The organism is Sphaerimonospora sp. CA-214678 (assembly GCF_050942215.1).
Classification (GTDB): Bacteria; Actinomycetota; Actinomycetes; order Streptosporangiales; family Streptosporangiaceae; genus Sphaerimonospora.
Genome location: NZ_CP192056.1, coordinates 649,479 through 669,984, shown reverse-complemented (window position 1 = coordinate 669,984; position 20,506 = coordinate 649,479). Strand labels below are relative to the sequence as shown.

Genomic DNA, 20,506 nt, shown 5'->3' with positions numbered 1-20,506 from the left:
GCCCGGGCGTGTTGAGGAGGATTGAGGAGCTGTGACCAAGCAGGTTCAGCAACTCGACCGCGTGATCATCCGGTTCGCGGGTGACTCCGGCGACGGCATGCAGCTCACAGGTGATCGGTTCACGGCGGAGACGGCCCAGTTCGGCAACGACCTGTCGACGCTTCCCAACTTCCCGGCGGAGATCCGGGCGCCTGCGGGCACGCTGCCCGGGGTGTCGAGTTTCCAGTTGCACTTCGCCGACCACGACATTCTGACCCCCGGGGACGCGCCGAACGTCCTGGTCGCGATGAACCCAGCGGCGTTGAAGGCCAACCTGGCCGATCTGCCGCGCGGGGCGGACATCATCGCCAACACCGACGAGTTCACCAAGCGCAACCTGTCCAAGGTCGGCTACGCGGGCAATCCGCTGGAGGACGACTCCCTCAAGGAGTGGCGCCTGCACGCGGTCCCGCTGACCTCGTTGACGGTCAAGGCGCTCGAGGGCTTCGACGTGTCCAAGAAGGACGCCGAGCGGGCCAAGAACATGTTCGCGCTCGGGCTGCTGTCGTGGCTGTACAACCGGCCGACCGAGGGAACGACCGCGTTCCTGGAGGCGAAGTTCGCCGCCAAGCCCGAGATCGCCAAGGCGAACATCGCGGCGTTCCATGCCGGGTGGAACTACGGCGAGACCACCGAGTCGTTCTCGGTGTCGTACGAGGTCAAACCGGCCGCCCTGCCCCCGGGCGTCTACCGCAACATCTCCGGGAACCTCGCGCTGGCCTACGGGCTGGTCGCGGCGTCGGTGCAGTCGAAGCTGCCGCTGTTCCTCGGGTCGTACCCGATCACTCCGGCCTCCGACATCCTGCACGAGCTGTCCAGGCACAAGGCGTTCGGGGTGCGGACCTTCCAGGCCGAGGACGAGATCGCCGGTGTCGGCGCCGCCCTCGGCGCGTCGTTCGGCGGATCCCTCGGGGTGACCACCACCTCCGGCCCGGGTGTTGCGTTGAAGGCCGAGACGATCGGCCTCGCGGTGGCGACCGAGCTGCCGCTGGTCATCGTGGACGTGCAGCGGGCCGGTCCATCCACGGGAATGCCGACCAAGACCGAGCAGACCGACCTGTTGATGGCGATGTTCGGCCGCAACGGCGAGTCGCCGGTGCCGGTGCTGGCCCCGGCCACCCCGGCCGACTGCTTCGACATGGCGATCGAGGCCGCCCGGATCGCGCTGAAATATCGCACGCCGGTGATGCTGCTGTCGGACGGCTACCTGGCCAACGGGTCCGAGCCGTGGCGCATCCCCGACGTCGCCGAACTGCCCGACATCTCCGTCGAGTTCGCTACCACGCCCAACGACGCGGACGGCACGACGTTCCTGCCGTTCAAGCGGGATGAGGACACGCTCGCCCGGCCGTGGGCGGTGCCGGGCACGCCCGGTCTGGAGCACCGGATCGGCGGCATCGAGAAGGCCGACGGCAGCGGGAACATCTCCTACGATCCGGACAACCACGACCGGATGGTCCACCTACGCCAGGCCAAGATTGACAACATCGATGTGCCCGACCTCGCCGTGGACGACCCGACCGGGGACGCGAAGGTGCTGGTGCTGGGCTGGGGGTCGACCTACGGGCCGATCGCGGCAGGGGTACGGCGGGCGCGGACGGAGGGGCACAAGGTCGCCCAGGCCCATCTGCGGCATCTGAACCCGCTGCCGGCCAACACCGGCCAGGTGCTGCGTGCCTATGACAAGGTGCTGCTGCCGGAGATCAACCTCGGCCAGCTGGCCATGCTGCTGCGGGCCCGGTTCCTGGTCGACGTGATCGGCTACAACCGGGTGCGCGGGCTTCCGTTCAAGGCCGCCGAACTCGCCACGGTGATTCAGGAAGTGATCGAAAGTGACTGAGCTCCACAACGGCCACGGTGCCGGCAACGGCAACGGGAGCCTGAACGGCAGGGGCCTGGCGCTGGTCCCCCGCACCGACGCCAAGCAGACGCTGAAGGACTTCAAGTCCGACCAGGAGGTCCGCTGGTGCCCCGGCTGCGGCGACTACGCCATCCTGGCCGCCGTACAGAGCTTCCTGCCCGAGCTCGGCCTCAGACGCGAGAACATCGTGTTCGTCTCCGGGATCGGCTGCTCCTCGCGTTTCCCGTACTACCTGAACACCTACGGCATCCACTCCATCCACGGCCGGGCCCCGGCCATCGCCACCGGACTGGCCGCCTCCAGGCCCGACCTGAGCGTGTGGGTGATCACCGGTGACGGTGACGCGCTGTCGATCGGCGGCAACCACCTGATCCACGCGCTGCGCCGCAACGTCAACCTCAACATCCTGCTGTTCAACAACCGGATCTACGGGCTGACCAAGGGGCAGTACTCCCCCACCAGCGAGATCGGGAAGATCACCAAGTCGACGCCGATGGGGTCGCTGGACAAGCCGTTCAACCCGATCTCCCTCGCGCTGGGCGCCGAGGCCGGGTTCGTGGCCCGGACCATCGACAGCGACCGCAAGCACCTGCAGGGGGTGCTGCGCGAGGCGGCCGCCCACCGCGGCGCCTCGCTGGTGGAGATCTACCAGAACTGCAACATCTTCAACGACAACGCCTTCGAGGCGTTGAAGGACCCCGCCACCCGGGACGAGATCACGGTCAAGCTCGAGCACGGAAAGCCGATCGTCTTCGGCACCGGCGAGGGCGAGAAGGCCGTACGGCTGTCGCCCACCGGCGGGGTCGAGGTCGTGCCGCGTGCCCAGGTCGCCGACGGCGAGATCCTCGTCCACGACATGCACAACCCCGACCCGTCCCTGGCGTTCGCGCTGTCCCGGCTGGACGACCCGGCGTTCGAGCACGTGCCGATCGGGATCTTCCGTTCGGTCGACCGGCCGTCGTACGACCAGTTGCTGAACGAGCAGCTCGACACCGCCGTCGCCGCCAAGGGCCCCGGCAGCCTCGCCGGACTGCTCAACTCCGGCGACACCTGGCAGATCAACTGATCGGACCGATGCGACGAGGGGACTCCCACGATGGGAGCCCCCTCGCGCGTGTCGGCGCGCCGCATCCGGCGACGACGCGATCTCACGTGTGATCTGACCCGTGATCTGACCTGTGATCTGGCGGAAGCCCGTCCCGCCGGGCTGGGAAACTGCGACAATTCGATTCCCTGCCCTGCGGACAACCTCGGGAGCCCAGATGATCCGCGCATATCCCCCCGGTGATCTCACCACGATCCCGGCAGCTCACGACCGGGAAACGGTCGCGCGGTCGTGACCGCCGGCAACGGGAAAGGCTGGGCGGGCAGGCGTACGGTCGTCACGGGCGCGACCGGTTTCATCGGCGCCCACCTCGTCCGGCGGCTCGGGTCGCTCGGCGCCGAGGTCCATGCCGTGAGCCGCACGCGGCGCGCCTCGGATGACGCGACGATCTGGCACGCGGTGGATCTGCGCGACGGTGAGGCGACCGGGCGCCTGATCCGCGCCACCCGCCCTGACGTGGTGTTCCACCTGGCGAGCGAGGTCACCGGCACCAGGGACGTCCACGCCGTCCGCCCCACGCTCGAAGCCAACCTCTCCAGCGTGATCAACCTGCTGACCGCGGCCATGGACGCCGCCGGCGGCGCCACGGCCAGGGTCGTGCTCGCCGGGTCCATCGAGGAACCCCGGCCGGAGAAGGGCGAGACCACGTCCTCCTCGCCCTATGCCGTGGCGAAATGGGCCGCGACGGGCTATGCCCGCCTGTTCCACCAACTGTGGCGCGTTCCGGTCACGGTCCTGCGGGTGGCCATGGTCTACGGCCCCGGCGATCCGAACACCCGTCGGCTGGTGCCGTACGTGACCCGGTCGCTGCTGGAAGGCCGCCCGCCGGAGATCTCCAGCGGCACCCGGCTCGTCGACTGGGTCTACGTCGACGACGTGGTCGATGCCTTCATCGCCGCCGCCGAGGCCGAGTCCGCTGGCGGCGTCTTCGACGTCGGTACGGGAACGGGGACGTCCATCGGACAGGTGGTCGAGCGGCTCGTCGAGATCTCCGGCGTCCCCGTGGAGCCACGGTACGGAGCACTCGCGGACCGTCCGCTGGACGCGGCCCGGATCGCCGACATCGCACCCGCGGCCGACACCCTGGGCTGGCATCCCGCCGTCGGCCTCGATGAGGGCCTCCGGCGTACTTTCCGCTGGTACGCCCATGACGGTGCCGGTGTGGTCCCGCCGCGGTGACCGCCCGGCCGGGCGGGCTCAGGGTGTGACCTTGTAGACGTGGTAGGTGTACTCCTCGTCGAAGGCATCGGTGAACCGCCCGTTCTCTATGGGAATCTCGCGGTTCTCGAAAAGCACCTCGACCTCCTTCGCCGAGGCGAGTTCCGGGGGAAGGGCCAGGGTGTGCCTACCCGTGGCCGCCCCGCGCTTGATCATGGAGAACACGTAGCAGGAGCCGTCGTAGAGCTTCAGCATGGTGTCCAGTCCGGGGGCGAAGGTGTGGCGGTACGACTGGGTGTTCAGCACCGGGGCCAGCTCCGTGATCCGCCGGTTGACCTCGGTGATCGTGCTGCGCATTCCGGCGTAGCAGTCCTCCCTCAGCACGTGCTGGGTCGGACAGGGCCCGCCGAAGCTGTGGTTGAAGTAGACGATTCCCCGCGCCTCGTGGATCAGCGAGTTCATCACCGCCCCGGCCGCCTCCCCGGGCTGGATCAGTCGCTTCCCGCTCGTCCCCGGCCAGCCGAGCTCGACGTAGGCGTATATCGGCTGCCGCCGCCTGTCCAGCGCGTCCAGCCGGCGCATCCGGTCGACGACCTGACCGTAATCCGCGGCGAGCGGGCATTCCCCGGGGGACCACTTGAGGTGATTCCGCGACTCGGAGCAGATGGCGGCGTCCGTGTACCAGTACATGTCCGCCGAGGTGACGTCGGTGTAGGAGTTGACGAACGTGGACGCCTCCTGCGTCGACTCCCACATCTGTACGCCCTTGCCGTAATTGGCGTAGAAGAACCGGCCGTCGTCCTTGGGCAGCCTGTCCTTGAGGGTACGCATCACGGTGTAGCCGCAGGGAACGTCCTGCCGCTCGCAGATCTGCCCTTCGCCGGGAAACCGGCCCGTCCACACGCCGTCGCCGGGCCCGCCCCACATGTCGGCCTCGTCGGTGATGAGCCATCCGACGGTCTCGGCGCCCATGCCCTTCAGCGGCTTGCTGGGCAGCGCGTACAGGCCATGCGCCCGGACCAGGCCGACGTCGCTGCTGTCGGTCAGCTCGACATAGGTATTGATGCCGGCGGCCTTGTCCATGGTCACGTCCTCGTCCTTGCTCACGGACTCGAACCAGACACCGATCGGGAAGAACGACGGGTTGCCCCATCCCGCCTCCTCGGCCGCCCTGAACTTCTCGTAGTACGCGGGGCCCCCCTCCCAGTCGATTCGGGGAAGACGCAGCTCGTCCAGGTCACGCATCGCGTTCACGGCGTACCACCCGGACGAGGCCGCCACGAGTATGGCGGCGACAACCGACAGGCGTACTTTCCCTCGCCTCGAAACCATTCCGCTCCCCGCAGCCGAAGTTCGTCCCGGATGAGTCCGATGACCGTGTCAGTCTCCGCGCGTCTCGACCAGCGTCATCAGCTCGGCGGCGCGTGCCGCCCAGTTCGCGTCGGACACCGAAGCGCGCAGTTTCTCCGAATCCATCGGACCGCCGTCGGAAAGGGTGGTACGGATCGCCTCGACGAAACTCTCACCGTTCTCCGCCACCCGCACCCGATCGGCGTAATCTGCAAGCTCGGCGAAGTCCGTACTCACGACGGGGAGGCCCAGGGCGAGATATTCCTTGAGCTTGATCGGATTGGCGTGCCTGATCCACGAGTTGTCCAGCCACGGCATGATCGCGACATCGAACCCCGATCCGTACGCCGGGATCAGTTCATAGGGGCGGAACCCGAGCCAGTGCACGTTCGGATAGCGGGTGAGCCGGTCCATCGGCCCCGTGGCGTCGCCGATCAGCACAAGGGAGACCTCGGGAAGGTCCCGGGCGACACGCTCCAGCAGATCGAAGTCGACCACGAAGTCGTCCAGCGCACCGAAGAAACCCACCCGGGGTCCGGGAATCGCACGCAGGTCGGCGGGCCGCCTCTCCGCGGGCACGCGCCGGAAGTGGTCCAGATCCACCCCGTGATCGAGGAAGCGGGCCCGGCCGGCGGTGAACTCGCGTTCCCCGGCCATCAGCGCTCTGCTCACGTAGACCACATGATCGGCGTTCTCCAGCAGTCCTCGCTCCATCGTCTCCATCACGGCCCGGTCAGACTCGGGAAAGGCGGAGTGCCGATCGGAGCGGTTGTACACCAGCGCGCGCCTGCGTAACGGCCGCACGACGTCCCACGCCGTGGGTATGGTCACCATGATCACCGGCGTACGCAGGCCGAGCGCCCGGCACACCACCCGCACCTGTGTCCGTACCAGCACGGCACTCGCCCACCTGCCGAATCGCGAGCCGTACAACGGCAGCGGCAGCGGCGACATCACGTAGAAGCCCGGCAGCGGTCGCCGGACGAACTTCGCCACGCTGCGGAGCTTGCGCACCACCCGCCGGAGCGGATGGGTCGACCTGCCCGGCAGCGGCATCCGCATGCCGATGCTGTTGACGATCAGCACACGCCGCCGTGCGGCCACCCGGCGCATGAGCTGGAAGTCGGAGTGCGCCCTGTTGTGGTACCACCAGTCCTGGGCGGAGAAGCAGACATAACCGGAGGGGGGTGGCGGACGGTCCGGCGTGGCCGGCCAGTGCGTCATCGTCAGCAGCGCGCGTGCCCCCGCCCGGTGCAACCGTCCCGCGGCACCCCGGCGCACGGCACCGCGTATCACCTCGTTGAGCATGGCGGCCAGCCACATCATGCGGCCCCTGAGACGGCCGAACCGTTCACGGTGCAGCCGGACGCGATTGGTCGTGGCCAGCGAGGCGAGGGGGATCGAGGAGGCCTGCTCGCCGCCGAGATGTACGGCGATCGCGGACGGCTCGTAGCGGATGGCGAATCCCCGCTCACCCGCGCGCAGCATGTACTCGGTCTCCTCCGAGTAGAGGAAGTACCTTTCGTCCAGCGGGCCGAGCTCGTCCAGGCAGTCCCTGGAGATCAACCAGGCGGCGCCGGTCGCCCAGGCGGTGGTGCACGGGCGCCGGTAGGCGTCCGCCCTCGTCACGAGCTCGCCCAGTGCGGCGTACCGACCGGCCCGGCCCCCGCCGAGCACCGCCTCGCCCAACGTCCTGAGCACGCTCGGCCGTCGGCGCAGCGAGAAATGAAGCCGCCCCTCGGCATCGACGAGACGGGGAACGGCGATGCCGGTGCCCGCCACGTCCAGCGCACGGCGCAGCGCGACCACGGAACCGGGGCTCATCCGTATGTCGGCGTTCAACACCAGCACGTCACAGCCGGTGGCCGCTGCCACCCCGGCGTTCACCCCCGCGGCGAAACCTCCGTTGCGCCCCGTCTCGACCAGCTCGACTCCCGCCCCCCATTTCCGTACGCGGTCGACGGTGTCGTCGGCTGAAGCGTTGTCCACCACGATGATCCGCGCCGGCCCGGCGTCCGCCAGCGCGGGACCGAGCGAACGCAGGCAGTCCTCGATGACCTGACCCGCGGCGTACGTGACGATCACCACGGCGAGCGGGGCCCGGACCGAAGGGGACATTCGACGACCGTCTTTCGTGTTCAGAGGTGCCGGCTGAGCGGCAGTCGCCGCCAGGCGGCGCCGGAGAGCAGTTTGATCGCGAATGGCAGGTCCCTTCTCAGATAGCGGCCCGCCAGCCGGCGTGGTTCCAGCCAGAGCCGATACAGCCATTCGCCGCCGATCCGCTGCACCCACTCGGGAGCGCGGTGGAACTGCTGGGCCGCCATCGGAATGCCGGCGCCGCAGCCGAGATGCCAGGCGCGCGGCAACCGGCTCCGAAGTTCGGCGATGGCACGTTCCTGCTTGGGGAAACCGAGTCCGACGAAGACGAGGTCGGGTGCCGCGGCCGCCACCCGGTCCACGGCTTCCCGCATGCCTTCGGTGGTGGTGTCGAAGCCGTACGGCGGGGCGTGGGCGCCGGCCACCCGCAACGACGGGTATCGCTCGGCGAGCATCCTTCCCGCGGTCTCCGGAACGCCGGGATCACCGCCGAGCAGGAAGATCGAACGGCCGTCGCGGGCGGCGCGCTCACTGAGCGTGAAAACCAGCGACGCCCCCGTCACCCTGCCGCGGACCGGGCGGCCGGCCAGCCTCGCCGCCCAGACCACCGGCATGCCGTCCGCGACCACGAGGTCGGCATCGGCGACCAGTGCCGCGAGATCGGGATCGCGGGTGGCGGCACGGACGATGTCGACGTTCGCGGTGAGTATCGAGCCGCCCGAATTCCGTTTCCACGCCTCCGAAACATGGTCGGCGACTTCGGACTCGCTGATCGCCATGATCTCGACCGCGCCGAGCCGTACCCGCGGAATCGCGGGCACCGGCGTCGAGCCGGAACCGTTCGGACAGCGGTCCACCGGAATATCCCCGTCCCTAAACTCGGATATCGACCGTCTCTTATCTCTATCAGTCCGGCCGCACACTCATTTGATCGAAGGCCGACTTACTCTCGTTACAGGGATTCTCGTGATTTACTTTCCGGACATCTGGGATGATAAACATATGAAAGTCGAAACCGGAACACTCGACGGCGTCCTTATCTTCATACCAACCCCATATAGGGACGAACGCGGGCTATTCACACGAACCTTCGACGCCTCAATCGCCGCCGCCCACGGGCTCGACCCCGTGTCATTCGTCCAGGACAGCCAATCCCGTACAATCCGGGGCGGAATCCGCGCCCTGCACGGACGTGCCGGACAGGGTGAGGCCAAACTCGTCCGTTGCGCCCGCGGCGCGATCTACGACGTGCTCGTCGACGCCAGGCCGGACTCCCCCACCTACGGTGCGCGGATGTCGGTGACGCTCGACGACGAGAGCTTCGCCCACCTGTACGTCCCTCCCGGCCTGCTGCACGGCTACCAGGCGCTCACCGAGGCCGACGTCTGCTACCGCATCGACCGGGAGCACGATCCCGCCGAGGACATCTCCGTCCGCTACGACGACCCCGACCTCGCGATCGACTGGCCGCTCCCGGTGACCGCGATCAGCCGGCGCGATCTCGCGGCCGGATCCTGGCGGCGGGTGCGGTCGGTCCTTGAGGCCGCGACTCCGGCTCCCCCTGAAGCGTGATCTCCCGCTTCACGGTCCGCGACAGTGCCCCCGACAGGCCGACGAGCAGGAACGACATGGCGTTCGCCATCTGGAAGGCCTGCAGGTCGAAGGTGGCCGCGCCCACCAAGGGCACGACCAGGCACGCCGCGAGGCTCAGCCCCAGGTCGCGTGACGACCGATCGGCGACACGCCATCTCGCCCGCAGCGACGCCCAGATGCCGGTGGAGAACATCAGCACGAGGGCCAGCAGGCCGATGATCCCCGCCTCGACGGTGGTGAGCAGATACTGGTTGTCGAAGACGATGAACTCGGGCGCGTACCAGGTGCCGATGCCGCGCCCGAGCAGAGGGTGCCGCGATATCTCGGCCAGGGCCGTGGCGTAGTCGTTCGTCCGATACATCAGGCTCGTGTCGTTGTCGAGGTGCGTGAACAGGGCGGTGATCGCCCCGAGCAGTCCCGGGGCGGTCACCTTCACCGCCAGGACGAAACCGGCGAGTGCGAGCAGCGCCCGGACTCGCCGGGCCGCCGACCAGCCGAAGAACAGCACCAGGCCCGACACGGCCAATCCCAGCATCGGCGACCTGGACGCGGAGAACACCATCCCCGAAGCGACCAGCGCACAGCACAGCCACCAGCGCGGCATCCGGCCCCCGGACTCGGTGGCCTCGAAAGCGTAATGCAGCGCGAGCGGAAGGATCATGGCGCAGAGGACGCCGAACTCGATGGGGTGGCTGGCCGTGGCGGCCGCCCTGTTGACGCCAGCCCGTTCGTAGATCCCCTCGGCCAGGACCCGGGACTGGGTCCCCGGGATGTCCATGTACAGCGTCGGGTCGAAAGTCAGCAGGTACTGCACGGCCCCGATGAGCCCGACGACCGCCCCGGCGACGACGATCGTCTTCAGCACCAGGTCGAGCCGGTCCCGTCCGCGCACGCCGTCGCATGCGAGCAGTGCCGTACCGAGCATCGCGGCCGAGATGACGGCCGAGTGGTCGCTCAGTGACAGCTCCCGCGCCGGCAGATAGGACGCGGAGGAATAGGCGTAGGTCGCCAACTGCGAGACGGCGTAGACAAAGATCGCGGTGCGCACGCCGTTGTGGCCCTTGGCCGCGCCGAGCGTGTCGGTGAGATGCGCGCAGAGCCACCACATGCCGGCGAAGAGCCCGATGCCCTCCGCCGGGGTGAGCGCGAACGGCAGCCCGCGGAGGACCAGCCTCGCCGGGACGAGCAGCACGACAACGGCGAACGCCACCCCCAGCGTGGCGCCGTCGAATCCGTGCCGTCCGGACATGTCCACGATCGGCGGGCGCCGGCGGGTGGGCGAGGCCGCGGGGCGGGGCCCGCTCACTCTCGCCGCCGTGGCGACGTCCGCTCGCACACCGGGAGATCCGGCTGCCGCTCGGGCGGCCGATCCTCGGTACGCGGCGCCCTGCGGCGTCGCAGACCGGCCGAGACGCTCTCCGCCGCGAACCCGGCCATGAGACCCGCGCACAGCCCGAGCAGCGAGGCCGTGGCCGCGGGGCGCAACCTGCCGCGATTCTGTATGACCGCGGGCGTCGGAGAAATCACCTCGGAGATGGTGATGTACGTCGCGGGCGGAGCGTTCAGCAGCCGCTGCCGCGTGACCAGTTCGACCTTCGCCCGCCCGACCACTTTCCGGACGATCTCCTGAGCGCTCGCCGGGTCAGTACTCACCCCCTCGATCATCAGGAAGGGCGTGTTGACGAGCAACTCCGGGTTGGGGTGACCGTTGTTGACCAGGTATCCGGTGTCGCCGTCGGGCCGCACCCCCAGTTCCTCGGCGGTTCTGGCCGTGGCGAGCACCCGCACCAGGAGGGACGCGGTCATGTTCAATCCGCCGTCGAAGTTCAGCAGCGGGTTGATCAGCATCTCGGGCTTCCCCGGCCTGGTCGACTGGGTGGAACCCGTCGTCGGCACGGTGAGCATCAGCACGGCGGACGACTCGTACTGCGGCGGAATCCCGATGTAGACGAGATACGCCCCGGCGATGGTGAGCAGAAAGGCCGGGAAGGTCACATACCAGCGCCGGAGCAGAACGGCGACCGCCGCCCAGAAGTCCACGGCACCCCCTTCGCGGCCCGGCGGCCTTTGGTTTCTCGAAAGGAATCGGCGGACGACCATACGGTGTTACTCAGGGGCTGTATCATACAGCGCGAAGTACCGATATCGATTCGTTTCCCGGAATCATAGCGCGTCATCTGCGGAGGAATCAGAGTATGTCGGCATGAGTGAGCTGGCGGTCATCACGCCGACTTATGCACCGGATCTGGAACTCTTCGCCGACCTGCACCGTTCGGTGCTGACGCACACCCCTGACGACACCGTTCACCATGTGATCGTCCCGTCTCGGGATCGCGGCCTGTTCGCCCGATTCGAGGGTCCGCGATGCCGGCTGTGGATAGAGCCCGAGTTATTGCCCCGCACATATTTTCCGATACCGCTGTCCCGATTGTGGTTGAACGTCGCCAGACCGTGGCCTCCGATCAGGGGCTGGATCCTCCAGCAGTCCCTCAAGCTCGCCGCCGCCGCGCGGATGGAGGCCGACGCGGTCCTCGTCGCCGATTCCGACATCGTGCTCGTCCGCCCGGTGCGCCTGCGGGATTTCATGGTCGGGGGGCGGCTCCGGCTGCATCGGATCGACCATGGAGTCCACCCCGGCATGCGACGCCACCTGCTGTGGCACGAGGCCGCCCGGCGACTGCTCGGACGCCAGGACGTGCCCGATCCCCCGCTGCACGACTACGTCAACTCGCTGACCCTGTGGGATCCGGCCGCGGTGCGGGCGCTTCAGGACCGCATCGAGAAGGTCACGGGACGGCGCTGGCAGGACGCCTTCTCCGCGCGACTGCACATCTCGGAGTTCATCCTGTACGGGGTGTTCGTGGACGAGCTGCTCGGCGCTCCGGCGGCCTCGGACACCGGCATCTGCCACAACTACTGGGATGCCACGCCGCTGAGCATGGCCGAGGCCCTCGCCTTCGCTGACCGGCTCGACTCGCGGGCCGTCGGAATGATGATCTCCGCCAAGTCCGGCACCACGCTCGATGTGCGACGGGCCGCGATATCACGTTGCCTCGAGGTGGCCCGGCAGAGACCCTGCCGCTAGGGGTCGCCGCTTCCCGGGGTTCCCGACGGCGTCGACGTCCGGGCTTCGCCAATGGCCGTCAGCGGGCCGGTTCCGCCGAGGGAACGTCCGGTTCTTCGGCGCCCTCTCTTCGATCATCGTCCTCGTCGTCCGGGCCTTCCGGCACCGCCGCCGTCCGGGGGCCGTCGTCCGCGTCGCCGGCGCCGGCCGCCCGACGGGCCGCCCGGCGTACGGACAGCCCATAGGCGCCGGCCAGACCCAGGCCGATCCCCGCCGCCAGCACCGCGGCCGCGGCCTTCCACCGTGCTCCGCTTTCGGCGTCCGGCCCGATGGAGGACACCCGGCTGATCGCGACGAACGTGCTCGGCGGAGCACCGAGAGCCTTCTGGTAGTCGGTCAACTGCTCGCGAATGCGTTTCTCCACCGCCACCTGGAGTTTTCGCGCCTCGGCCGCGGACGGGCTGTCGATCCCTATGCAGACGAACGGACCGGTGGAGGTGATGCCGAGCAGATCGGGGTTGGAACGGCCGTCGTCCACGATCAGTTCCGTGGGGCTGTCCCGCCCGACCCCCAGTCGCTTCCGCTCGTCCTCGTTGTTCATCCTCAGGATGAGAATGCCGGCGACGATGCGCAGCCCCTCATTGGGCTGCAGCAGAGGATTGGAGAGCTGGGCGGGTTTGGCACGATCCACCGGAAGCATGCCGCCCGCCGGCGAGACGGTCAGCACCAGCGAGGTGGCGGATGTGTACCGCACCGGCACGAGAAGAAAGGCCGCCAGGGCCAGGGTGAGGGACAGCAGCACGACAGGAGGACCGACGAACCGGCACCGCAGGAGTCGGAAAACGGTTCTCCAGAAATTCATGCTCACCCTTACCCAAACCCCGAACACCGCACCGGACCCGGCGAGGAGCGGCGCTCGTTCATCGAGGACTCGAACGACGATGTTACGCCTGCACCAGGAGTTCCATCCGGAGCCCAGCCAACATAGGCCCCGCAATCGGGCAAGGCGGACATTAGAATAATAATTCTAACATGAACGTCAATCATGATAAGTCTGAAGACTAAGCCCGGCGGGCGACGACCGTGTCGAGTCATCCGTGTCGGAGTTCGGCCGGGACGCCGCCGGACGACGGTCCCATAATCACCACGTCCGATTGGATGATTGCGGCCTATCCGAATCGTGGGCCGATCGCCGGCGAACGGCGGTCCGAGCGAAAGCGGGCTTCAGCCGTTCAGGGGCGACGTCCTGATTTTCCTCCGCTCCAATAACGACTCGTGCTCTCATGACGATAATTCAGAGTGAATCGAACAGAGCGCTCCACCGCCCGAGAACGACTGGCGGGATTGGACGGCATCCGCGGGCTCGCGGCCTTGTTCGTCGTGCTGCACCACTGCCGGCTGACCTCGTTTCCCGGTTTTCCGTACGACACCGGGCCGGGCTGGCTGAGCTGGCTGCTCTACGGGCATTTCGCGGTCGTCCTCTTCATCGTGCTGTCGGGCTTCTCCCTGGCGGTCTCCCCCGCACGCTCCGGCTGGCGGGTCGGCGGGCTGCGCCGGTTCGCGGCCCGCAGGGCGTGGCGCATCCTGCCGCCCTACTGGGGAGCACTGGCGTTCAGCCTGGCCGTCGCGTGGACGCTGGTCCCGCAGCCGGGCGAGGGGGCGCCGACTCTCAGGTCGGTGGTTCTGTACGGCCTGCTGCTGCAGGACATCGCCGGGTCTCCCAGCCCGAACGGGGCCTTCTGGTCCATCGCGGTGGAGGCCCAGCTCTACCTGGTCTTCCCAATCATGATCTTAATGTTGCGGCGGCTGGGCGCGATGGCGCTGCTCGGCATCGTGACCGCGCTGGTCGCGATGATCGGGCTGCTGTCGCCGGCGGTGCCCGCCGTGGCCGCGCTGATGCGGCTGACGCCGCAGTTCGCGGTGCTGTTCGCCCTCGGTGCCGTCGCCGCCGGTGTGGTGACCCGGCCGGAGCGGTCCGCCCGGCCGTGGCCGGCCGTGCTCGCGGTGGCGGCGGCCGTCCCGGTGGTCGTGCTCGTCGTCGTGAACGGATCTGTCTGGACGATCGAGCACTTCTTCTGGATCGATCTGGCGGTCGGGCCCGCCGCGGGCCTGACCCTGGTCGCGGTGGCCACACGCCGGCCGGCGGGCCTCGTCCGGATGCTCGACGCGGCCCCGATTCGCGCCCTGGGGAGGTTCTCCTACAGTCTCTATCTGACCCACGCTCCGATCGTGGTGGTGCTGAGCACGCTGGTGGTGGCCCCGCGTATCGGTCCCGGCCTGCCCGGGTTCCTCGTCACGGCGGCCGTGGCCGTACCCGCGAGCCTGCTGTTCGCCTGGCTCTTCGCCGCGGTGCTGGAGCTGCCGTTCCAGCGGCACCGGAGCTGGTCCGCCCTCCGCACGGCGGCGAAAGGCCGGCTGTCCCGGTGGACCGGCCGATCGGACGTGGAGGCTCCGGCCGACGCCCGGCCACCGGTCAGCGTCCGGCCGCCGGCCGGGGATGAAGCGCACCGGCCGTGATCTGGGCGAGCTTACGGCCGCGACGTGCGACGGTGTGCCGCTGACGACGGGCGTACCACCGGTACACCGCACCCCGGGCCCGGCGAAGCTGCGCCGCGCTGAGCCCCGCGGCGGCCAGCCAGCGGAGCATTTCGGCGCACTGCAGCGTGGTGGCGAAATGCGCCTGCCATGACGGGACGCCGAGGCGCCGGGCGATCACCGGCAGCCTGTCGTGCTTCCAGTTGCGGTGACCGAGCACCTCTGGCACGTGCGCCCACGGGCCGGCCAGCGCCAGTTTCGCCGCGAACACCTCGTCCTCCCTGAGCATGTTCCGCCGGGCGATGGCGGTCACCCGGTCGCGCCGGACCATGCCGTACAGCGGATCGATGAGCAGGTGACTCTCGTTGAGCAGCCGCAGCATCTCGGCGAACCGTTCCACCGGGTCGTCGGAGGTCAGGCCGGTGCCGTCGTATTCCGCGGTCTCGGTCACCCCGTCCGGCCCGGTGTAGGCGATCTGGGAGGTCACCAGCAGCAGCCGCTCGTCCTCCGCGAACGCCTGGACCGCCCGGGACACGCAGTGCGGGGCGAGCCGGTCGTCGTCTCCGACCCAGCGGAACAGCTCCCCGTCGGCGAGGCGCATGGTGGTGACGAAGTTGGCGAGCAGCCCGACGTTCTCCGGATGCCGGTGATAGCGGATCCGGCCGTCCGACCTCGCCAGTTCCCGGCACAGCTCCTCGGTGCCATCGGTGGAGGCGTTGTCGGAGACGACGAGCTGGATGCGCTCGTGGTCCTGGGCGAGCACCGAATGGATCGCATGCTCCAGCCGCCCCGCGCCGTTTCGCACCGGGAGCCCGATGGACACGAGGACGTCACCACCCGGCATGTTCGTTCCTTTCAGATCGACTGGACCACCCGGGAGCCCAGCTTCCTGAGCAGGCTTCCTGGCACGACGACGAGTGCGTAGACGAGCAGGCCGGCCCCGCCGGCCACCGACAACTCGGCCACCGGGAGACCGCCGGTCAGCGGCGCCGTCGCGGCGGAGATCACGATGACGACCAGGGTCGCGAGTACGGCACCGCCCAGTGGCCGTACCAGCCCGGGCAGCATCGGGCGCAGCCGGACACCGGATCTGTGCAGCGCCAACGCGGCGAGCGGGAGCGCGACGAGCAGCGCGACCACGGAGTGCCCGATCGCGGTGCCGCGGATCCCCGCCATGCGGGTCCCCACGAGCAGAGCGGGCACCAGCAGCGCGACCCAGCCCAGATTCACCCAGACCGTCCACTTGGTGGCGCCGACGGAGGTGAGGATGTCGAAAGCGAAGGACGTGAACATCCGGACCACCATCAGCACCGCGAGGAAGCGCAGCACCTCGGCCGCCGGGGCCCACTTCTGGCCGTACAGGAAGACCACGATCTCATGCGCGAGCGTGCACATGAGCACGGCCGCCGGCAGCACCGCGGCGAGCAGCAGCGGGACGGAGCGGCGCACGCCCAGCTCCAGCGACTCCGGATCGTTCTCGGCCAGCCGGGAGAAGCCCGCGACCGAGACATAGCGTACGGCGGTGCCGACGAGACCCGGCACCCAGCTCGACACGTTGAACGCGATCAGGTAGTAGCCGAGTGCGACCGGGCCGAGTGCGTCCCCGACGATGACGTAGTCCGCGTTCACCAGCACGGACTCGATGCCGAGGCTCCCCGCCAGGGGCAGGCCGAACCGCAGGAGCCTGCCCGCGATCTCGCGGTCCATCGCGAAACGGACCGGCAACCTGGCCGACAGGAACACCAGGACCCCGGTGACCACCGACGCCGCGACCTGCCCGACGGCGAAGCTGTACGCTCCGGCGCCGTCGGCGGCCAGCGGAATGGCCAGGGCGGCGTTCGCCACGAAGCCCACCACGATGGCCTTCGTCAGCTTGTCCTGCTCGAACCTGCGCAGCAGGGCCGCGCTGCGGACCGCCGTCACCCCGTCGACCAGGATGATCGCGGTGAGCAGGCGCACCACCGGGGTCGCCTCCTCGTTGCCGGCCAGGCGGGCGAAGGACGGCGCGATCACCCAGAAGACGCCGTAGACGGCGGCGCTGAACGAGACGGCCAGCACCGCCGCGGTCGGCGCCATGTCCTCCAGCTTCCCCCGCCACTGCACGGTCGCCGCGATGATGCCGGCGTCGTTGATGTGCATGACGAACTGGGTCGCGGCCAGCGCGATGGCATACAGGCCGAAGTCCTCGGGCGCGAGCAGGCGGGCGAGCACCAGGCCCATGGCGAACGACCCGATCTTGGTGGCCAGCGTGCCCAGCAGGCTCCACCCGAGACCCCGTCCGGCCTTACGGCCGATGGAGTCCACCACCTCCGCCTGCCGCTCCCCGTCCTCCCGCTCCGCGTCCTGCCGTTCCGCGTCCTGCCCCGAGTGCGGCCGCTCCTGTTCGGGGGAACGGCTCATACGGGCCGCGTCTCTTCGACGCGCTCAAGCCAGATCTCCCGCCAGAACGGCACGAACTCCCGGGGGCAGCTCACGTTGTAGGCGCCCGCGCAGACGATGTCGTCGAGGATGATGCACGCGGTCTTCATCCGCAGCATCCGCCCGGTCTTCTCGTCGATGCACCGGTCGACCCTGGCCCGCACCCGTGCCGTCCTGCCGCAGTAGCGGCTCATCTCCTCCTCGAACCCCATCCCGCGGTTGAGCAGGTCGTCGTTGAGGGTCTTGAGTATCTCCTCCTTGGACTTGATCCGGACGAGTTCGCCCGGCCGCAGTCCGAGATCCTCGACCGGGGTCGTGGCGCCGGCGCGGCCCTTGAGCCACCCCCAGCGCGCTCCGCCGCGGATCCACAACCAGCGCGGGAGGATCCGCTTGCTGGCGCTCTGGTAGCGGTTGAACACCCCGACCAGGAAGGCGCGCAGCACCGCGAAGACCCCGGCGTTGCCGCTGCGCACGTCCGTGACGTACTGCCCCAGATCCTTCAGCGGCAGGCAGACCGGCGCGGCGCGCAGGAGCTCCGTGGCCTGGCAGGAGAAGCGCTCCTCGCCGTCCGGGCCGGGTTCCCTCCTGCTGTTGACCTCCAGCAGGGGCAGGAGCGGCCGGGACGGCCGGACCCCGCCGACCTCGGCGGCCGGGGTTCCCGGCTCCACCCGTCTGAGCCAGGCCTCCTTCCAGTACAGCGAGCAGGCGGTCTGGCATCCGCCGTGGGCCGATCCGTCGCACCGCGCCCCGGCCAGATGGACGGCGCGGTCCATGCGCCGCATGCCGCTGCCCGTGATCGTGTCGCACAGCTTGTGCGCGACCTTGTGCACCCTGAACCGCTGCCCGCACATGCGCAGCATCTCCGGCATGAAGGGCAGGTTGTCCAACTCGCCCTTGTCGTCCAGGGTCGCGAGGATCTCCTCCTCGCTGCGGACCTCCACGAGCTCACCGACACGCAGGTTGAGCGCTGGGGCGGCTAGTTGCGTCATCTATAGCTCCTTGAGCAGTTCCGCGTCCACGAGGGCATCCGCCGCGTCCGCCACGAGGTCGAACGGAAGCCCGGATCGTCTCGCTATCTCCAGCAAGTCGTGCTCTCCGTCGGAGAGGTTCAGCACCCAGAGCATCGCCATCTGGTCGTCCCTGGTGTCGCTGCGGCCACCCAGCGAGCCGTACAGTCCGCGCCTGCCAAGCTGCGGCTCGCCGTAGGGGCTGAGGTTCAGGTACCGGCGGTCGCGTTCCAGCACGTTCAGCGCCGCCCAGCACGTCTCCAGCGTGTCGGCCATCGCCTCGGGGGACACGAAGCCGGGATCGTCGGCCGAGGTGTGATATTCGGGGTAGGCGCCGTACGGGGTCCGGGTGAGCGAGCCGACGCCGAGGTCGAATCCCGGTGAGCAGAACTGACGCTCGTCGTAGCCGTACGGAGAGAACTCCAGCACCCGATGCGGACGCCCTGACGAACTCAGCACGTACCGCATGGCCTGGTCGATCTTCGCGTCGCCGCGCCGGCTCTTCTTGTACGTGAGCGCGCCCGCGTCCCCGGCGCAGGCGAGGGTGAACCCGTGGCTTATCCGATCGACCCGGTCGCGGTTGCGGGCCAGCCAGGTGATCGCCCCGATGGTGCCCGGCGCGAACAGAAAACGGTAGGTGTACCGCGGATTCGCCCGCGCCAGCCTCCGGACGAGCCCGATCGCGACCGCTATGCCGGCCAGGTTGTCGTTGGCCAGCGAGGGATGGCACACGTGGCAGGAGACGAGCACCTCGTGGGGCTCGCTTCCCGGCAGGACGCACTCGCCGTACGTCAGGTGACCGTCCTCGAGCGTCGAATCGATGCGCACCTCGTACGGCCCCGGCCCGAGCGACTCCAGCGTCTCGTGCCGCAGGCAGAACCCCCAGGTCTCCGCGTAGTAGCCGGTCCGGTACGGGATCAGGCCGGGCTGCTCCGGCAGCGTGTGCAGGTGCGGGCGGAGCTCTTCGAGGGTCATCGTGGCGGACACCGGCACGCTGTACCCGACCACGTGCAGGTTGGACTCGGCGAAGTCGACCACCCGCCTGCCCGCGGCGTCCTTGATGTAGGCGTCGCGGATGTTCCACTCCTTCGGCACGACCCAGTCGAGGACCCGGGTCCCCGTCGGCACCTCGCGGATCTCCAGCGGGATCAGCTCGCCGAGGATCTCCAGGGTGCGGCGCACCCCGTCACCGGTGATGCTCCGGCACAGCGGGTAGAGCCGCTCCACCAGGGCGTGCATCTCCTCCCCGGTCACGGCCGCAGGCTCTCGTCGAGAGTCCCCGCCGCGCATCTGCCGGACAGCCGGGCCAGGCGGGTGAACTTCCGGTCGAAGTCCTCGCGGGTGAGCCCGTACCGGCGGTAGGCGGCCACCAGCTCGCTCGCGCCGTCCGCCACGGACCAGGCGCAGCCGTAACCGGGCAGCGCCGCCCGAATCCGGGAGAAGTCCACCCGGTACGACCTCGGGTCCGCCCCGGTCTCCCCGGTGATCAGCAGTTCGGCGCCCGGAACCGCCCTGACCACCTCGGCTGCGATCTGCGCGACGGTCACGTTGTTGCGCTCGGTCCCCACGTTGAACGCCCTGAGGTGCACCGCCCCGCGCGGGGCGATCAGCGCCAGCCGGAACGCGGCCGCGATGTCCCTGGCGTGCACGAGAGGCCGCCAGGGCGTGCCGTCGGACAGGACCTTCACCACGCCGCTGAGCACCGCGTGGCCGACCAGGTTGTTCAGCACGATGTCCGCACGCAGCCGCGGGGAGAATCCGAAAGCGGTGGCGTTGCGCAGGAACACCGGGCTGAAGTCGTCGTCGGCCAGCTCGACCAGGTCCTCCTCGACCCGGACCTTCGAGACGGCGTACGGCGTCACCGGCCGCAGCGGGGCGTCCTCCGTCACCAACTCCTCGCCCCCGGTGGCGCCGTACACCGAGCAGGTCGACGCGTAGAGGAACCTCCCCACCCCGGCGTCTCGCGCCAGCCTGGCCAGCCGTACCGAGGCCTGGTGGTTGATGTCGTACGTCAGCTCGGGGGCCAGCGAACCCAGTGGGTCGTTGGACAGCGCGGCGAGGTGGATCACCGCGTCGAACCCGATCAGGTGCTCGGGACGCACGTCCCGCAGGTCCAGCTCGTACGCCTTGGGATCGGCCGGAGCGGGACCGAGCACGCAGTCGGCGAAGAGCCCGGAATCGAGCCCGACGACGTCATGGCCGGCCTCCGCCAGCACCGAGGCCAGCACCGTACCCAGATAGCCCTGGTGCCCGGTCAGCAGAACGCGCAACGAAATCTC

General features: G+C 69.1%; 17 protein-coding genes. 6 read left to right on the top strand and 11 right to left on the bottom strand.

The features are described 5' to 3' along the window. Positions 1 to 31: 31 nt before the first annotated feature. The 3 genes from ACQP1K_RS03100 (at position 32) to ACQP1K_RS03090 (ending at position 4,184) form a co-directional block, all read left to right on the top strand. Positions 32 to 1,879, top strand: coding sequence for a 2-oxoacid:acceptor oxidoreductase subunit alpha (locus ACQP1K_RS03100; RefSeq protein WP_433499357.1), 1,848 nt, complete (start codon positions 32 to 34; stop codon positions 1,877 to 1,879). Next, a complete protein-coding gene (locus tag ACQP1K_RS03095; RefSeq protein ID WP_433499356.1) occupies positions 1,872 to 2,966 on the top strand; it encodes a 2-oxoacid:ferredoxin oxidoreductase subunit beta in 1,095 nt (364 codons plus the stop codon). Before ACQP1K_RS03100 ends, ACQP1K_RS03095 begins: the two co-directional genes overlap by 8 nt. 270 nt (positions 2,967 to 3,236) lie before the next feature. Then, a complete protein-coding gene (locus tag ACQP1K_RS03090; RefSeq protein ID WP_433499355.1) occupies positions 3,237 to 4,184 on the top strand; it encodes an NAD-dependent epimerase/dehydratase family protein in 948 nt (315 codons plus the stop codon). 18 nt (positions 4,185 to 4,202) lie between these two features. On the opposite strand, the gene ACQP1K_RS03085 is transcribed toward ACQP1K_RS03090, so the two are convergent. The 3 genes from ACQP1K_RS03085 to ACQP1K_RS03075 form a co-directional block, all read right to left on the bottom strand. Beyond that, a complete protein-coding gene (locus ACQP1K_RS03085; protein WP_433499354.1) occupies positions 4,203 to 5,417 on the bottom strand; it encodes a hypothetical protein in 1,215 nt (404 codons plus the stop codon). 126 nt (positions 5,418 to 5,543) lie between these two features. Continuing rightward, positions 5,544 to 7,631 (bottom strand): glycosyltransferase, encoded by a 2,088-nt coding sequence (locus ACQP1K_RS03080; protein ID WP_433499353.1) that lies wholly within the window; start codon positions 7,629 to 7,631, stop codon positions 5,544 to 5,546. Positions 7,632 to 7,651: 20 nt separating this feature from the next. Beyond that, positions 7,652 to 8,467: a WecB/TagA/CpsF family glycosyltransferase gene (locus ACQP1K_RS03075; protein ID WP_433499352.1), complete on the bottom strand. Its 816-nt coding sequence runs from the start codon at positions 8,465 to 8,467 to the stop codon at positions 7,652 to 7,654. Between ACQP1K_RS03075 and ACQP1K_RS03070 the strand changes: the two genes are divergently transcribed. Further along, positions 8,388 to 9,182 (top strand): dTDP-4-dehydrorhamnose 3,5-epimerase family protein, encoded by a 795-nt coding sequence (locus tag ACQP1K_RS03070; protein WP_433499351.1) that lies wholly within the window; start codon positions 8,388 to 8,390, stop codon positions 9,180 to 9,182. The genes ACQP1K_RS03075 and ACQP1K_RS03070 overlap by 80 nt on opposite strands. Here ACQP1K_RS03070 and ACQP1K_RS03065 read toward each other — a convergent pair. Further along, positions 9,097 to 10,509: an O-antigen ligase family protein gene (locus ACQP1K_RS03065; protein ID WP_433499350.1), complete on the bottom strand. Its 1,413-nt coding sequence runs from the start codon at positions 10,507 to 10,509 to the stop codon at positions 9,097 to 9,099. The genes ACQP1K_RS03070 and ACQP1K_RS03065 overlap by 86 nt on opposite strands. Beyond that, entirely contained in the window at positions 10,506 to 11,243 is a 738-nt protein-coding gene (locus tag ACQP1K_RS03060) for a hypothetical protein (protein WP_433499349.1), read from the bottom strand. The genes ACQP1K_RS03065 and ACQP1K_RS03060 overlap by 4 nt, the downstream gene beginning before the upstream one ends. 163 nt (positions 11,244 to 11,406) lie before the next feature. Between ACQP1K_RS03060 and ACQP1K_RS03055 the strand changes: the two genes are divergently transcribed. After that, positions 11,407 to 12,288: a DUF6492 family protein gene (locus tag ACQP1K_RS03055; protein ID WP_433499348.1), complete on the top strand. Its 882-nt coding sequence runs from the start codon at positions 11,407 to 11,409 to the stop codon at positions 12,286 to 12,288. A gap of 58 nt (positions 12,289 to 12,346) precedes the next feature. Here the strand turns inward: ACQP1K_RS03055 and ACQP1K_RS03050 are convergent, their stop codons facing one another. Further along, on the bottom strand, positions 12,347 to 13,129 hold the full coding sequence (locus tag ACQP1K_RS03050) for a hypothetical protein (protein WP_433499347.1): 783 nt from the start codon (positions 13,127 to 13,129) through the stop codon (positions 12,347 to 12,349). Between the two features lie 437 nt (positions 13,130 to 13,566). Here ACQP1K_RS03050 and ACQP1K_RS03045 point away from each other — a divergent pair, with 437 nt between their 5' ends. Further along, on the top strand, positions 13,567 to 14,784 hold the full coding sequence (locus tag ACQP1K_RS03045) for an acyltransferase family protein (protein WP_433499346.1): 1,218 nt from the start codon (positions 13,567 to 13,569) through the stop codon (positions 14,782 to 14,784). Here ACQP1K_RS03045 and ACQP1K_RS03040 read toward each other — a convergent pair. From ACQP1K_RS03040 to ACQP1K_RS03020, 5 genes are read right to left on the bottom strand one after another with little or no spacing between them, the layout of a single operon-like run. Further along, positions 14,741 to 15,646 carry a glycosyltransferase family 2 protein gene (locus ACQP1K_RS03040; RefSeq protein WP_433499345.1) on the bottom strand — a complete coding sequence of 302 codons (906 nt, stop codon included), beginning with the start codon at positions 15,644 to 15,646 and terminating at the stop codon, positions 14,741 to 14,743. The two genes, ACQP1K_RS03045 and ACQP1K_RS03040, sit on opposite strands and share 44 nt — an antisense overlap. 11 nt (positions 15,647 to 15,657) lie before the next feature. Continuing rightward, positions 15,658 to 17,202: an oligosaccharide flippase family protein gene (locus ACQP1K_RS03035; protein ID WP_433499344.1), complete on the bottom strand. Its 1,545-nt coding sequence runs from the start codon at positions 17,200 to 17,202 to the stop codon at positions 15,658 to 15,660. Next, the gene (locus tag ACQP1K_RS03030) at positions 17,199 to 18,209 is read right to left on the bottom strand and encodes a hypothetical protein (RefSeq protein ID WP_433499343.1); all 1,011 of its coding nucleotides are present in this window, start codon (positions 18,207 to 18,209) and stop codon (positions 17,199 to 17,201) included. Before ACQP1K_RS03030 ends, ACQP1K_RS03035 begins: the two co-directional genes overlap by 4 nt. Continuing rightward, positions 18,210 to 19,481 (bottom strand): DUF4910 domain-containing protein, encoded by a 1,272-nt coding sequence (locus tag ACQP1K_RS03025; protein WP_433499342.1) that lies wholly within the window; start codon positions 19,479 to 19,481, stop codon positions 18,210 to 18,212. It lies immediately after the preceding gene. Then, positions 19,478 to 20,497 (bottom strand): NAD-dependent epimerase/dehydratase family protein, encoded by a 1,020-nt coding sequence (locus tag ACQP1K_RS03020; protein ID WP_433499341.1) that lies wholly within the window; start codon positions 20,495 to 20,497, stop codon positions 19,478 to 19,480. The genes ACQP1K_RS03025 and ACQP1K_RS03020 overlap by 4 nt, the downstream gene beginning before the upstream one ends. Positions 20,498 to 20,506: the final 9 nt, after the last annotated feature.